10 protein-coding genes and 1 pseudogene are annotated in these 14,483 nt (G+C 65.2%); 5 read left to right on the plus strand and 6 right to left on the minus strand.

Annotated features, from left to right (window positions below):
* Positions 1 to 93 precede the first annotated feature (93 nt).
* The 3 genes and pseudogenes from glmU to K678_RS18190 form a co-directional block, all read left to right on the plus strand.
* Positions 94 to 1,437 (plus strand): bifunctional UDP-N-acetylglucosamine diphosphorylase/glucosamine-1-phosphate N-acetyltransferase GlmU, encoded by a 1,344-nt coding sequence (glmU, locus tag K678_RS09045; protein WP_021132156.1) that lies wholly within the window; start codon positions 94 to 96, stop codon positions 1,435 to 1,437.
* 6 nt (positions 1,438 to 1,443) lie between these two features.
* The gene (glmS, locus tag K678_RS09050) at positions 1,444 to 3,267 is read left to right on the plus strand and encodes a glutamine--fructose-6-phosphate transaminase (isomerizing) (RefSeq protein ID WP_021132157.1); all 1,824 of its coding nucleotides are present in this window, start codon (positions 1,444 to 1,446) and stop codon (positions 3,265 to 3,267) included.
* Between the two features lie 55 nt (positions 3,268 to 3,322).
* A pseudogene (locus K678_RS18190) lies at positions 3,323 to 3,554 on the plus strand (integrase core domain-containing protein); the annotation flags it as partial.
* A 92-nt stretch (positions 3,555 to 3,646) separates the two neighbouring features.
* On the opposite strand, the gene K678_RS09055 reads toward K678_RS18190, so the two are convergent.
* The 5 genes from K678_RS09055 to K678_RS09075 form a co-directional block, all read right to left on the minus strand.
* The gene (locus tag K678_RS09055; RefSeq protein WP_021132158.1) at positions 3,647 to 5,338 is read right to left on the minus strand and encodes an AMP-binding protein; all 1,692 of its coding nucleotides are present in this window, start codon (positions 5,336 to 5,338) and stop codon (positions 3,647 to 3,649) included.
* Positions 5,339 to 5,388: 50 nt separating this feature from the next.
* Positions 5,389 to 8,634 carry a fused isobutyryl-CoA mutase/GTPase IcmF gene (gene icmF / locus K678_RS09060; protein WP_021132159.1) on the minus strand — a complete coding sequence of 1,082 codons (3,246 nt, stop codon included), beginning with the start codon at positions 8,632 to 8,634 and terminating at the stop codon, positions 5,389 to 5,391.
* A gap of 124 nt (positions 8,635 to 8,758) precedes the next feature.
* Positions 8,759 to 9,886 carry an acyl-CoA dehydrogenase family protein gene (locus K678_RS09065; protein WP_021132160.1) on the minus strand — a complete coding sequence of 376 codons (1,128 nt, stop codon included), beginning with the start codon at positions 9,884 to 9,886 and terminating at the stop codon, positions 8,759 to 8,761.
* 1 nt (position 9,887) lies between these two features.
* Entirely contained in the window at positions 9,888 to 11,078 is a 1,191-nt protein-coding gene (locus K678_RS09070; RefSeq protein ID WP_021132161.1) for an acetyl-CoA C-acyltransferase, read from the minus strand.
* 45 nt (positions 11,079 to 11,123) lie between these two features.
* Positions 11,124 to 11,891: an SDR family NAD(P)-dependent oxidoreductase gene (locus K678_RS09075; protein ID WP_021132162.1), complete on the minus strand. Its 768-nt coding sequence runs from the start codon at positions 11,889 to 11,891 to the stop codon at positions 11,124 to 11,126.
* Positions 11,892 to 12,038: 147 nt separating this feature from the next.
* On the opposite strand from K678_RS09075, the gene K678_RS09080 reads away from it, so the two are divergent.
* Together K678_RS09080 and K678_RS09085 are read left to right on the plus strand one after the other, a co-directional pair.
* Positions 12,039 to 13,061 carry an AraC family transcriptional regulator gene (locus K678_RS09080; RefSeq protein ID WP_021132163.1) on the plus strand — a complete coding sequence of 341 codons (1,023 nt, stop codon included), beginning with the start codon at positions 12,039 to 12,041 and terminating at the stop codon, positions 13,059 to 13,061.
* Positions 13,062 to 13,257: 196 nt separating this feature from the next.
* Complete coding sequence (locus tag K678_RS09085; RefSeq protein ID WP_021132164.1) at positions 13,258 to 14,148, plus strand: SPL family radical SAM protein; 891 nt, start codon at positions 13,258 to 13,260, stop codon at positions 14,146 to 14,148.
* 75 nt (positions 14,149 to 14,223) lie between these two features.
* Here the strand turns inward: K678_RS09085 and K678_RS09090 are convergent.
* Positions 14,224 to 14,483, minus strand: a 260-nt coding sequence (locus tag K678_RS09090; protein WP_021132165.1) for an ATP-binding protein, incomplete at its 5' end; no start/stop codon positions are given.

A 14,483-nucleotide genomic window follows, 5' to 3' on the forward strand; every position in this document is an offset into this window, starting at 1 on the left:
GAAACCTTCCGTAACAAAGATTGACTTGGCCGGGAGGGACCGTTGTGGCACGTTGCCGCGACTGCCGCAACAGATTGGGTTCACGCCGCTATTATGGCTTCCCGCGCGCTTGCCGTCATCGTCCTTGCCGCTGGCATGGGCACCCGTATGAAATCCACTTTGCCCAAAGTGATGCATCCTCTGGCCGGTCGGCCGATGATCCGCCATCTGATGGACACGGTGCATTCTCTGTCCCCTGACCGCGTTGTCGTTGTTGTCGGACCCGATATGGATTCGGTCGGCGCCGCGGTCGCCCCGGTTCCTACCGTGGTCCAGACCCAGCGCCTCGGCACCGGCCATGCCGTCGCCCAGGCTCGCGCCGCGTTGGGCGATTTCGACGGCGACGTGATCGTTCTTTACGGCGATACCCCGCTGATCACCGCCGAGACGCTTCAGCGGCTGCTGGCGGAACGGCGCGGGCCGCGCGATCCGGCGGTGGTGGTGCTCGGCTTTAAACCCGACAAAGCCAGCGAATACGGGCGGCTGGTGGTCGGAGCCGAAGGGCTGAAGGCGATCGTCGAATATCGCGACGCCACCCGCGAGCAGCGTGAGAATCCGCTGTGCAATTCCGGGGTGATGGCTCTGGACGGGCGGCGGATGTGGAGTCTGATCGACCGGATCGACCCCACCACCAACAGCAAGGGCGAATATTACCTGACCGACGCGGTGGCGCTGGCCCGGGCCGACGGCTGCTGTTGCAGCTTTGTCGAGGGCGAGCAGATCGAACTGCTTGGTGTCAATTCGCGGGGCGAGCAGGCGATTGCCGAAGCGGTGATCCAGGCCAAGTTGCGCGATGCGGCGATGGAAGGCGGCGCGACCCTGATCGATCCGGCCTCGGTGTGGTTCAGTTGGGACACCAAGATTGGCCAGGATGTCGTGATCTGGCCGCATGTGGTGTTCGGCCCCGGCGTCACGATCGGCAACCGGGTCGAAATTCGTGGTTTCTGTCACTTCGAGGGCTGCTCCATCGCCGATGGTGCGACGCTGGGCCCGTATGCCCGGTTGCGGCCCGGTGCCAAGATCGGAGCCTCGGCTCATATCGGCAATTTCGTCGAGATCAAGGCGGCAACGGTCGAGACCGGGGCCAAGGTCAATCACCTGACCTATATCGGCGATGCCCGTGTGGGCGCGGGGGCCAATGTCGGGGCGGGGACGATCACCTGCAATTACGACGGCTTCTCAAAATCCTTCACCGATATCGGGGCAGGCGCCTTCATCGGGTCGAACAGCGCCTTGGTGGCGCCGGTCAAGATCGGTGACGGTGCGATTGTCGGGGCAGGTTCGGTCGTGACCCGCGAGGTTGCTCCGGGCGCGCTGGCGGTCGCACGCGGGGTACAGGCCGACATTCCCGGCTGGGCCGATAATTTCCGGGATCAGCAGCGCGCTAAGAAGGGGTAATCGTCCATGTGCGGAATCGTCGGAATCGTCGGTCGGCAGGATGCCGCGCCCTTGCTGGTCGAAGGACTTCGGCGGCTGGAATATCGCGGCTACGATTCTGCCGGGATCGCCACCCTGGTTGACGGGCGGATCGACCGCCGCCGCGCCGAGGGCAAGCTGGTCAATCTCGAAACTCTGCTGAAGACCCAGCCCTTGGGCGGCAGTACCGGGATCGGTCATACCCGCTGGGCCACCCACGGCGTTCCGACCGAGCGCAACGCCCATCCTCATGCGACGTCCCGCGTCGCGGTGGTGCATAACGGCATCATCGAGAATTTCCAGGAACTAAAGTCCGAACTGACCGCCGCCGGGCAGGTTTTCGAAAGCGACACCGATACCGAGGCGGTGGCGCAGTTGATCGATCATCTGCTGGCTCAGGGGTTCGATCCGGTCGAGGCGACCGACCGTGCTTTGGCCCGGCTTCAGGGTGCCTTTGCGCTGGGCATCATCTTTGCCGGTCGTCCCGAGATGATGATCGCCGCCCGCCAGGGATCGCCTCTGGCGATCGGCTATGGCGAGGGCGAGATGTATCTGGGCTCGGACGCGCTGGCGTTGGCCCCCTTGACCCGGCGGATCAGCTATCTCGACGATGGTGACCGCGCCGTGATTACCGCGACCAGCGTTGCGGTGTGTGATCGCGACGGCCGTGCCGTCGAACGCGAGGTGCGTCAGACCAATCTGTCCGGGGCCTTGATCGGCAAGGGGCAGCACCGCCACTTCATGCTGAAGGAAATCTTCGAGCAGCCGGAAGTGATCGGCGGCACCTTGAAGACGATGCTGAACCCGGCGGAACGGACGATCACCTTGCCGCATCTGCCGTTCGATCTGGCCGGGATCGCGCGGGTACGGATCATCGCCTGCGGTACCTCGTATTACGCCGCGATGGTCGCCAAGTACTGGATCGAACAATTGGCCCGGGTTCCGGTCGAGGTCGATATCGCCTCGGAATTCCGCTATCGCTCGCCGCCGCTGGAACAAGGTGGCCTGGCGATCTTCATTTCGCAATCGGGTGAAACCGCCGATACCCTGGCGGCGTTGCGCCATTGCCGCGCCAACGGCCAGCATTGTCTGGCCCTGGTCAATGTCCCGGAAAGCACCATCGCCCGCGAGGCCGACGGTGTGCTGGAGACTCTGGCCGGACCGGAGATCGGTGTCGCATCGACCAAGGCGTTCTCCACCCAATTGACGGTACTGGCCTGTCTGGCGGTGGCGTTGGGCCGGTCCAAGGGGGCGCTGGACCGCGCCGCCGAGGCCGATATCTGCCGCGCCCTGGCCGAAGTGCCCGCCCATGTCGCCGATGTGCTGCGTGACGATAGCGCGATCCGCGCCATCGCTCCCTCCGTCGCCGAAGCCCGTGACGTGCTGTATCTCGGTCGCGGCACCGGCTATCCGATCGCGCTGGAAGGCGCGTTGAAGCTGAAAGAAGTCAGCTACATCCACGCCGAAGGCTATGCGGCGGGCGAGTTGAAGCACGGCCCGATCGCCTTGATCGACGATTCGGTACCGGTGATCGTGATCTGTCCGTCCGACGATCTGTACGACAAGACTGCCTCGAACGTGCAGGAAGTGGTGGCGCGCGGCGGTCGGGTGATCTTCCTGTCCGACCCGGCCGGGATCGCCCGTTTGTCGGCCAAGGTCGCCGCGACGATCGAATTGCCCGCCGTTCCGTCTTTCGTCGCGCCGCTGCTCTATGCGATCCCGGTGCAGTTGCTGGCCTATCACGTCGCCATCGCCAAGGGCACCGACGTCGATCAGCCGCGCAATCTGGCCAAAAGTGTCACGGTCGAGTAAGGCCGAAACCTCGCGGACGGGGTATCCCCGCTCCGTGAGTTGACGCACCGCGTGCCGCTGCATCGATACCATCGTTATCAAGCGGCTGTGGCGATCCCTGAAATACGAGTGCGTCTACCTACCTCTATGCCTGGGAAACAGGATCGCAGGCAAGGACGGGGATCGGACGCTGGATCATCGTCTACAACCATCAACGACCTCACGCCGACCATGGCGGACAAACGCCCGCCATGGTCGGCTGGAACAGTATCAACCAAACCGATCAGCAGTCCCGGCGAGTAGCTTAAACGTCCCCGATTTCTGTCCAACCAACGGGGAGTAGCTCAGGCCGGAGAATGAGGGGCTCGCGCGGATCGGTTCCACTTATTGCAGCTTGGTATCAGACCATCGCGTCGGTGAAATCCTCCTCGAAATACTCACCTTCGACCCGGATGCCCTGAAGACGGCGCTGTTCCTCGATCCGCTTCAGTTCGACGCGGCGGATCTTGCCCGAGATCGTTTTGGGCAGATCGGAAATCTCGATGCGGCGAATCCGCTTGTAGGGGGCTAGCGAGCTGGCGATGTGCTTGAAGATCGACAGGACCAGTTCGCGGCTGGGCTGGTATCCGGCGCGCAGGACGATGAACGCCTTGGGCACGGCGAGGCGAAGCGGATCGGGGCTGGGGACGACGGCGGCCTCGGCCACCGCCTCGTGCTCGATCAGGGCGCTTTCCAGCTCGAACGGGCTGATCCGGTAGTCCGATGCCTTGAACACGTCGTCGGTGCGGCCGACATAGGTGATGTAGCCGTCGTCATCGATGCTGGCGACGTCGCCGCAATGGTAATGACCGGCCCGCATCAGGCTGGCGGTTTTTTCCGGATCGTTCTTGTAGCCCAGCATCAGCCCGAGCGGACGCGGATCGAGCGCCAGCGAGATTTCGCCTTCGCGGGCCGGATTGTCGTCGTGGTCGAGCAGGGCAACGCGATAGCCCGGCAGCGGGCGGCCCATCGATCCTTCCTTGACCTTTTGTCCCGGCGGATTGCCGATCTGGCAGGTGGTCTCGGTTTGGCCATAACCGTCGCGGATGGTGATGTTCCACGCCTTCTTGACCCGCTCGATCACCTCGGGATTAAGCGGCTCGCCCGCGCCGACCAGTTCGCGCAGCTTGACCGGATAGGCGGCTAGGTCTTCTTGGATCAGCATCCGCCACACCGTCGGCGGTGCGCACATCGAGGTGACGCCACAGCGGCTGATCGCGTCGAGCATGTTTTTGGCGCTGAAGCGGCCATAGGTATAGACGAACACCGTCGCCCCGGCGTTCCACGGCGCAAACACGTTGGACCAGGCATGCTTGGCCCACCCGGCTGAGCTGATATTGAGGTGGATGTCGCCCGGACGCAGCCCGATCCAGTACATCGTCGAGAGATGGCCGACCGGATAGGACTGATAGGAATGGGTCACCAGCTTCGGCTTGGCCGTCGTACCCGAGGTGAAGTACAGCAGCAGGGTGTCGGTGACCCGGGTAGGGGCGTCGGCGACAAAGCTGGCGCTGGCCAGGGCCGAATCGCGGTAATTGACCCAGCCGTCGCAATCCTCGCCGACGACGATCCGGGTGAAGTCGGCACCCAGATGCGCGAACTTCGCGGTGTCGGCCGCACCGACGACGACGTGACGGACGCCGCCGCGCTCGAACCGGTCCTTCAAATCGTCGGCGACCAGCAAGGTGGTGGCGGGGATGATCACCGCGCCCAGCTTCATGCAGGCCAGCATCGTTTCCCACAGCGGCGCGACATTGTTAAGCATCAGCAGCACCGCCTCGCCGCGTCCGACGCCCTGAGCGCGCAGGAAATTGGCGACGCGGTTCGAACGTTCCGACATTTCGGCGAAGGAAATCCGGGTCTCGCCCTCGTCATCGAGCAGCCACAGCGCGGTGGCGTGGTTGTCCTTGGCCATATCGTCGAAATAATCGAGCGCCCAATTGAACTCGGTCAGAACCGGCCATTTGAAGTCGCGATAGGCAGTATCGTAATCGCTGCGATTGGCGACGAGAAAGTCACGCGCCTTCAGGAACTCGTTCAGGTCTTTGGACATGGAATCTCCCTCTGATTGCTCGGTGTCGGGTGGGGCTTTGCGCCCTCTTGCTACATATTCCGCCGGTACTGGCCGCCGACGTCGTACAGCGCGCCGGTGATCTGACCCAGCGAGCAGTGGCGGACGGCATCGACCAGGACGGCGAAGACGTTTTCGTTCTGGATCGCCGCCTGTTGCAGCCGCGCCAGCCAGAGCGGGGCGGTGTCGGCGTGGCGGCGGTGGAAGTCGCGCAGGCGGGTCAGTTGGCTTTGCTTTTCCTCGTCGCTCGACCGTTGCAGCACGATCTCCCGCTCGTCGTCGGGATTGGGGTTGAGGAAGGTGTTGACCCCGACGATGGGGAAGCTGCCGTCGTGCTTTTTGTGCTCGTAATAAAGCGATTCGTCCTGGATACGACCGCGCTGATAGCCGGTTTCCATCGCCCCCAGCACGCCGCCGCGTTCGGCGATCCGGTCGAATTCGAGCAGAACCGCCTCTTCGACCAGATCGGTCAGCTGTTCGAGGAAGAACGAGCCCTGGTTGGGGTTCTCGTTGTTGGCGACCCCCCATTCGCGGTTGATGATCAACTGGATCGCCATCGCGCGGCGGACGGATTCCGGCGTCGGCGTGGTGTAAGCCTCGTCATGGGCGTTGGTGTGAAGCGAGTTGCAATTGTCGTAGATCGCGATCAGCGCCTGCAAGGTGGTGCGGATGTCGTTGAAATCGACCTCTTGGGCGTGCAGCGAGCGGCCCGAGGTCTGGATGTGGTATTTCAGCTTCTGCGACCGCTCGTTGGCGCCGTAGCGGTCGCGCATCGTCACCGCCCAGATCCGCCGCGCCACCCGGCCGATCACCGAATATTCCGGGTCCATCCCGTTCGAGAAGAAGAACGACAGGTTGGGGGCGAAATCGTCGATTGCCATGCCACGGGCCAGATAGCTCTCGACATAGGTGAAGCCGTTGGCCAGCGTAAAGGCCAGTTGCGAGATCGGGTTCGCCCCGGCTTCGGCGATGTGATAGCCCGAAATCGACACCGAATAGAAATTGCGGACCTTGTTGCGGACGAAATATTCCTGGATGTCGCCCATCAGCTTTAAGGCGAAATCGGTCGAGAAGATGCAGGTGTTCTGGCCCTGATCCTCCTTCAGGATGTCGGCCTGGACGGTGCCGCGCACGGTTTGCAGGGTCCGGGCGCGGATTTCGGCTTCTTCGTCGGGGCGGGGCGGGCGTCCGGTCTCGGCTTCGAACCGCTCGGTCTGCTGGTCGATCGCGGTGTTGAAGAACAAGGCCAGGATCACCGGGGCCGGGCCGTTGATCGTCATCGACACCGAGGTGGCTGGCGCACAGAGGTCGAAGCCGGAATACAGCACCTTCATGTCGTCCAGCGTCGCGATCGAGACGCCGGAATTGCCGATCTTGCCATAGATGTCGGGGCGTTCGTCGGGGTCGCAGCCATAAAGCGTTACCGAATCGAACGCGGTCGACAGCCGGGTCGCCGGGCTGTCCTTCGACAACAGCTTGAAGCGGGCATTGGTGCGGAAGGCGTCGCCTTCGCCCGCGAACATCCGGGTTGGGTCCTCGTTCTCGCGCTTGAACGGGAACACCCCGGCGGTGAAGGGGAAGAAGCCGGGCAGATTCTCGCGAAACAGCCAGCGCAGCAGCTCGCCGTGATCCTGATAGGGCGGCAGCGCCACCTTGCGGATCTTGCTGCCCGATAGCGAGGTGACGACCAGCGCGGTGCGGATTTCGCGGTCGCGCACCCTCACCACCTGTTCGTCCCCAGCATAGCTCTCCACCATCTGGGGCCAGCATTCCAGCAGGGCGCGGGCGGCGGGGCTCTGCTGCGCCTCGCGCCCGGCGATCAGGGCGTCGATCTCGGCGACGGACGCGCCGCATTCGGCCTCCAGCATCCGCTTGGTCGCGCCAAGCTGCTGGCGTTCGCGGGCCAACTCGCTTTGGCGCGCGGCCTCGGCGTGATAGGCGCGCAAAGTCGCGGCGATCTCGGCCAGATAGCGGACCCGGCTGGGCGGCACGATCGCGGTGGCGGCGGTCGATGTGCGGCCGTCCGGGCGGGGCAGGGTGGTTGGCGCCAGCGCGAAGCTCCGCTCCGCCAGCATGTCGCGCAGCCCGTGATAGAGTGCGGTGACGCCGTCGTCGTTGAAGCGCGAGGCGACGGTGCCATAGACCGGCATCGCCTCGGCGGGGACGGCAAAGGCGGTGCGGTTGCGCTGGACCTGCTTGCGGACGTCGCGCAGCGCGTCCTCGCCGCCCTTGCGGTCGAACTTGTTGATCGCGACCAGATCGGCGTGATCCAGCATGTCGATCTTTTCCAACTGGCTGGCCGCGCCGAATTCCGGGGTCATCACATAAAGCGCCAGATCGCCCAGCCCGGCGACGGCCGAATCCGCCTGACCGATGCCGGGGGTCTCGACGATCACCAGATCGAAGCCTGCGGCCCGGCACAGATCGACGATCGCCAGCGCATGGGGCGGAATCTCGCTGCCCGACGAGCGGGTGGCGAGCGAGCGCATGTAGACCGGGCCGTTAACTGCGTTCATCCGGATGCGGTCGCCCAGCAGCGCTCCCCCGGTCCGCCGCCGCGACGGGTCGATCGCGATCACCGCGATCTTGAAGTCGGGGCAATCAATGCGGAAACGGCGGATCAGTTCGTCGGTCAGCGAGGATTTGCCCGCGCCACCGGTGCCGGTGATGCCCAGAACCGGAACCGGCCGGGCCCGCGCCGCCTGGGCGATCGCCGCCCGCAGCTCGGGGCCGACATGGCCGTTCTCCAGTCCCGAAATCAGCCGGGCCAGGGTGCGGCGGTCGGGGTCGCCCAGCCCGTCCAGGCTGGCGGGTTGGGTGGCGGCGACATCGAAATCGGCGCGGCGCACCACGTCGGCGATCATCCCCTCCAGCCCCAGCCGTTGGCCGTCCTCGGGGGAGTAGATCCGCTCGACCCCATAGGCTTCGAGCTCGCGGATTTCGTGGGCGACGATGACGCCGCCGCCGCCGCCGAACACCTTGATGTGAGCCGCGCCGCGCTGGCGCAGCAGGTCGACCATGTATTTGAAGAATTCGAGGTGGCCGCCCTGGTACGAGCTGATCGCGATGCCTTGGACGTCCTCTTGGATCGCGGCGGTGACGATATCTTCGACCGAGCGGTTGTGGCCGAGATGAACCACCTCGACCCCGTTCTGCTGCAACAGCCGCCGCATGATGTTGATCGCGGCGTCATGGCCGTCGAACAGGCTGGTGGCGGTGACAAAGCGGATCTTGTTGGCGGGCGTGACGCCGACCTGATGTTCGTTTCCGTCGGGCATGAGCCTTCCCCCCTTATTGCTTTGTTGGGCGAAGCGTAGCGGGTTCAGTGGTTGGGGCGCGATGTCGCAACCAACCATTATGGTTGAGCGGTTTTGCCATCTTGGGCGGGCGCCGCGCCGCGCCCTAAAGCGAGCGGGCGATCAGCATCCGCTGGATTTCGCTGGCACCTTCGTAGATCTGGCAGACGCGGACGTCGCGATAGATCCGCTCGACCGGGAAATCCTTGAGATAGCCATAGCCGCCCAGCACCTGGATCGCCGACGAAGCGACGGTCTCGGCCATTTCCGAGGCGAACAGCTTGGCCATCGACGCCTCGGTCAGGCAGGGCTGGCCGTGATCGCGCAGATCGGCGGCATGAAGCACCATCAGCCGGGCGGCGGCGATTTTGGTCGCCATGTCGGCCAGCCGGAAGGCAATTGCCTGATGCTCGATCAGCGGCTGGCCGAAGGTGACGCGGTCGCGGGCATAGGCCCGGGCCGCGTCCAATGCCGCCTGGGCCATGCCGACGCATTGGGCGGCGATGCCGATCCGGCCGCCTTCGAGGTTCGACAGGGCGATCTTGTAGCCCTGGCCCTCTTCGCCCAACCGCAGGGCGGCGGGCAGGCGCAGATCCTCGAACACCACCTGACAAGTGTCCGAGGCGTGCTGGCCCATCTTGTCCTCGATCCGGGCGACGCTATAGCCCGGCCGGTCGGTGGGAACGATGAAGGCGGTAATGCCCTTTTTCCCGGCGGCGGGGTCGGTGACGGCAAAGGCGATCAGCACCTGGGCCGAGCGGCCCGAGGTGACGAACTGCTTGGTGCCGTTCAGTACGTAATGGTCGCCGTCGCGGACCGCCCGCACCTTCAGCGCCGCCGCGTCCGAGCCTGCCTGCGGCTCGGTCAGGGCGAACGCCCCCAGCCACTCGCCGCGGGCCATCCGGGGCAGGAATTCGCGCTTCTGCTCCGGGGTGCCGAATTTGTAGAGCGGCATGCAGGCGACCGAATTATGGACGCTCATCACCGTCGACAGCGCGCCGCATCCGGCCGCGATTTCCTCCAGCGCCATTGCATAGGCGACATGACCGGTGGCGCTGCCGCCAACCTCCTCGGGCAGCAGCATCCCCAGAAAGCCAAGCTCGCCCATTTCTGCCAGGGCCTCGCGGGGGAAGCGGGCTTCGCGGTCCCACGCCTCGGCATGGGGGGCAAGACACTCACGGGCGAAGGCGCGCGCGGTGTCGCGGATCAGACTCTGTTCCTCGGTCGGGATCATCTCAGATCATCTCCACCGCAAGCGCGGTGGCTTCGCCGCCGCCGATGCACAGCGCGGCGATCCCCCGCTTCAGACCGTTGTTCTGCAATGCCGCCAGCAGGGTCGCGATGATCCGGGCGCCCGACGCGCCGATCGGGTGGCCCAGCGCGCAGGCCCCGCCATGGATGTTGACGATGTCTTCGGCCAGGCCCAGATCGCGGATCGCCGCCATCGTCACCACCGCGAAGGCTTCGTTAATCTCGAACAGATCGACCTGATCCTTGCTCCAGCCGACCCGATTCAGCAGCGTGCGGATCGCGCCGATCGGGGCGGTGGTGAACAGGCTGGGCTGCTGGGCGTGGGTGGCATGGCCGCAAATCGCGGCCAAGGGACGCAGCCCCAGCGCCTCGGCCTGGGACCGACGCATCAGAGTCAGCGCGGCGGCCCCGTCCGAGATCGAGCTGGAATTGGCCGGGGTGACGGTGCCGCCCTCGCGGAAGGCCGGTTTCAGCGTCGGAATCTTGTCCAGATTGGCCTTGCCCGGCTGTTCGTCGGTATCGATTGTCCGTTCGGTCTTGCCCGCCTTGACCGTGACCGGAACGATCTCGGCGGCGAAGCGGCCACTGGCGATCGCGGCGCGGGCGCGGGTCAGCGAGGTGACCGCCCAGCGGTCCTGGTCCTCGCGGGAAAAGCCATAGGCCTCGGCGCACTCCTCGGCATAGGTGCCCATCAGACGGCCCTTGTTGTAGGCGTCCTCCAGCCCGTCGAGGAACATGTGGTCGAGCACCCTGCCATGGCCGATCCGATAGCCGCTCCGGGCGCGGTCGAGCAGATAGGGCGCGTTGCTCATGCTCTCCATGCCGCCCGCCACCATCACTTTGGCGCTTCCGGCCAGGATCGCGTCGTGGGCCAGCATCGCCGCCTTCATCCCCGATCCGCACATCTTGTTGACGGTGGTGCAGCCCGCCGATAACGGCAGACCCGCCCCCAGCGCCGCCTGCCGGGCCGGGGCCTGGCCCTGACCGGCGGGCAGGACACAGCCGATGATAACCTCGTCAATCTGGTCGGGGCGCAGGCCCGCCCGCGACACGGCGGCACCGATCGCGGCGGTGCCCAGCGCCGGGGCGGCGAGATCGCGCAGATCGCCCTGAAAGCCGCCCTGGGGGGTACGGACGGCGCTGACGATGACGACGGGGTCGGAGGCGTTGCTCATGATTGTGGTCTCCCTGCTGTTCTTTTGATTCTTTGATTGTTTTGATTATTTCGCGGCCATGCGGACCGCCCCGTCGAGGCGGATCACCTCGCCGTTCAGCATCACGTTGCCGATGATCGCCCGGCACAGGTCGGCGAACTCGGCCGGGTCGCCCAGCCGGGCCGGGAACGGGACCAGCCGGGCCAGTGAGTCCTGCACCTCCTGCGGCATCGCCTGGACCATCGGGGTGGCGAAGATGCCGGGCGCGATCGTCATTACCCGGATGCCGTGGCGGGCCAGTTCGCGGGCGATCGGCAGGGTCATCCCGATCACGCCGCCTTTCGAGGCGGCATAGGCGGCCTGTCCGATCTGGCCGTCGAAGGCGGCGATCGAGGCGGTGTTGATGATGATTCCGCGCTCGCCCTGGTCGTTGGGCTGGCCCGCGCTGATCGCGGCGGCGGCCAGCCGCACCATGTTGAAGGTGCCGATCAGATTGACCGTGATGGCGCGGGTGAAGGTTTCGAGCACATGGGGGCCGTCGCGGCCGACCACCTTTTCCCCCGGACAGATTCCGGCACAGTTGATGAGGCCGTGCAGCCCACCGAACTGGGAATAGGCGGTCTCGATCGCTTTGATCGCGCTGGCTTCGTCGGCGACGTCGGTGACGACGAAGCGGGCGACGTCTCCCAGGTCGGCGGCGATCGCGGCTCCGGCGGTGGCGTTGATGTCGGCGATCACGACGCGGCCGCCGCCCGCCGCGATCATCCGCGCCGCTGCGGCACCCAGCCCCGATCCGCCCCCGGTGACGATAAAGACTGAATCGTTGATCCGCATCGTGTGTTGCCTCCGATCGCACGTTGGGCGCGAAGCGTAGCGAAGCCAACCGGTGGGGGCGATGTCGCCAGAGTTCAGAGTTCCTGACAGTTTTTACGTCTTGGGATAGTCTGCGACGGTTGCAACGCCAGGACTTGGCCGGGGGGTATGGAAAAGGGCACGATCTCGATCTCGTTCGTCGATGCCGTTCTCGACGGGGTGCGCCGTAATGGCTTTGACGCCGACGAAATGCTGGAACAGGTCGGCCTGTCGCCCGCCCTGCTGTCGCATCCCCATGCCCGGGTGTCGTCCGACACCTACACCATGTTGCTGCGCCTGATCGCCCAGATCCTCGACGACGAGTTCTTCGGCCAGGATTCTAGGCGAGTGAAGATCGGCAGCTTCGCGATGATGTGCCATTGCGTGATCGCCTGCCGCACCCTGGACAAGGCGCTGGCGCGCTCCTTGCGCTTTTTCGATCTGGGGCTCGACGATCTGCGCGGCACCTTGTCACATCTCGACGGACAGGCGCGGCTGACCCTGGTCGAGCGGGCACCCGACGCCCCCGCCCGAATCTTCGCCCACGAGACTCTGCTGATGTTCGTGCACCGGCTGGCCTGCTGGCTGGTCAACCGGCGCATTCCGCTGCTATGGGCCGGGTTCCGCTATCCCCAGCCGCCCCAGGCCGAGGAATACCGGTTGATGTTCAGCGCCGATCTGCGGTTTGACCAGCCCGCGACGACGGTCGCCTTCGAGCCCCGCTATCTGGCGCTGCCGGTGGTGCGAACGGCGCAATCGCTGAAAGCGTTCCTGGCCGTCGCACCCGAAAATCTGCTGATCCAGTACAAGGACGGGTCGTCGCTGGCGATGCAGATCCAGCGCCGCCTGCGCACCCTGCCGCCGGGCGAGTGGCCGGGCTTTGACGAGATCGCCATCGACAAGCGTCTGTCGGTCTCGACCCTGCGGAGGCGGCTGGAGGCGGAGGGCAAGTCCTATCAGGCAATCAAGGATCAACTGCGCCGCGACATGGCGATCAATTTGCTGTCCGACACCAAGCTCAGCGTGATGGACATCGCCGCCGAGCTGGGCTTTGCCGAAACCAGCGCCTTTCACCGCGCTTTCAAGAAATGGACCGGAGCCAATCCCGGCGAATACCGCCGCACCGCCCGCCCCCCGTCGCCGCCGGTCTGATACTAAGCTGCAAGGAGTGGAACCGATCCGCGCGCGCCCCTGCGGAAGCAAGGGGTTAGACCTGCATCAGGATGGCGGCTTATTATCGGCAGACAAAGGGTGTCCGGCGTCCTGCTCACGGACTGGGGCACCGCCACCTGACCCGCGGTTGGGTCCTTCTGGGTGGCGTTGATCGCGGGTGCGATTGGGGGAAGGCGTGCGGATCGCTGAGATCGAGTGCAAATCCATGCTGGTGGCCAGCAAGCTGCCTGCCAGCGATTACGTGGTGAATCCCTATACCGGGTGCAGTTTTGCCTGCGCCTATTGCTACGCCTCGTTCATGGGCCGCTTCGTCGGCGAGCCCATCGAGGCGTGGGGGGAGTACCTTTCCGTCAAGGTGAACGCCGTCGCGGTGTTCCAGCGTGAACTGCGTCGGATGCCGCCTGCGCGGCGGGAGTCCACCATCCTGCTCAGTTCGGTTACCGATGCCTGGCAGGGCGTGGAAAAGAAATACCGGCTGGCGCGCGGCATCCTCGAGGCCCTGCACGCCGAAGCCTATCCCGGACAGGTCATGATGCTGACCAAAAGCCCGCTGATCCTGCGCGACACGGACCTGATCTCAGCCTTGCCGCGCACGGAGGTTGGAGTTACCGTCACCGCCACCGATGATGCTGTCGGCCGCTTCCTCGAGGGTCATGCCCCCTTCGCCACGGACCGGCTGCGCACCTTGGCGGCTCTGAATCAGGCGGGCATCCCCACCTATGCCTTCGTTGGCCCGCTTCTGCCCCATTACCGCTATCGAGGCGATTTGCTGGAAGACCTGTTCCGCTGCATCCGCGACAGCGGCACAAGCTCGGTTTTCGTCGAGCACCTCAACACCTCGCCCTACATCGTCCGTCGCATCGCTCCCCTGGTCCGCGATGAACCTGCCGAGGTCCAGGCGGTCTACGCGGCGGCACGGACCGACGAGCACCGCCGGGCGCTGTCGGACATGGTGATGGACCTCGTGGCGAAGTACGGATTGGAAATCCGCCTCGGTCGTGTGCTGGACCACAACCGGGATAAGAAAGCCGCCCCCGCGCGATCCTCTCTCCAGGGATCCGCATAAGGCTCCCCGCTCAGGGCATGGTGCCGCCGGCACGACGTACCCGTTGGCATTTGATTTCCGAGGTGTCCTGTCGCGTCACCCGACAGTTTGCCCCGGTGGGAGAGGGGGCGCGGCTGGGGCGGCGATCATCGGTACCGACACCGTGAAGACCGATCCTCGTCCCGGAATCGATTGCAGGCCGATCCGGTGGCGCAGCAACCGGGCCAGCCGCACCACGATCGCCAGCCCCAGGCCCAGTCCCTTGGCGCGATCGCGCTCGGGATTGCCGACCTGGAAGAATGCATCGAAGACCCGGTCTTGCTTGTCGGCTTCAATGCCGATTCCGGTGTCATATA

This window comes from Magnetospirillum fulvum MGU-K5, from assembly GCF_000442515.1.
In the GTDB taxonomy this organism is placed as follows: Bacteria; Pseudomonadota; Alphaproteobacteria; order Rhodospirillales; family Magnetospirillaceae; genus Phaeospirillum; species Phaeospirillum fulvum_B.

What these genes read in the sequence shown, in the direction of transcription:
- icmF (WP_021132159.1), bottom strand. Translation starts at nt 8,634, where the DNA reads ATGCCCGACGGAAACGAACATCAGGTCGGCGTCACGCCCGCCAACAAG.
- K678_RS09055 (WP_021132158.1), bottom strand. Translation starts at nt 5,338, where the DNA reads ATGTCCAAAGACCTGAACGAGTTCCTGAAGGCGCGTGACTTTCTCGTC.
- glmU (WP_021132156.1), top strand. Translation starts at nt 94, where the DNA reads ATGGCTTCCCGCGCGCTTGCCGTCATCGTCCTTGCCGCTGGCATGGGC.
- K678_RS09065 (WP_021132160.1), bottom strand. Translation starts at nt 9,886, where the DNA reads ATGATCCCGACCGAGGAACAGAGTCTGATCCGCGACACCGCGCGCGCC.
- K678_RS09075 (WP_021132162.1), bottom strand. Translation starts at nt 11,891, where the DNA reads ATGCGGATCAACGATTCAGTCTTTATCGTCACCGGGGGCGGATCGGGG.
- glmS (WP_021132157.1), top strand. Translation starts at nt 1,444, where the DNA reads ATGTGCGGAATCGTCGGAATCGTCGGTCGGCAGGATGCCGCGCCCTTG.
- K678_RS09070 (WP_021132161.1), bottom strand. Translation starts at nt 11,078, where the DNA reads ATGAGCAACGCCTCCGACCCCGTCGTCATCGTCAGCGCCGTCCGTACC.
- K678_RS09080 (WP_021132163.1), top strand. Translation starts at nt 12,039, where the DNA reads ATGGAAAAGGGCACGATCTCGATCTCGTTCGTCGATGCCGTTCTCGAC.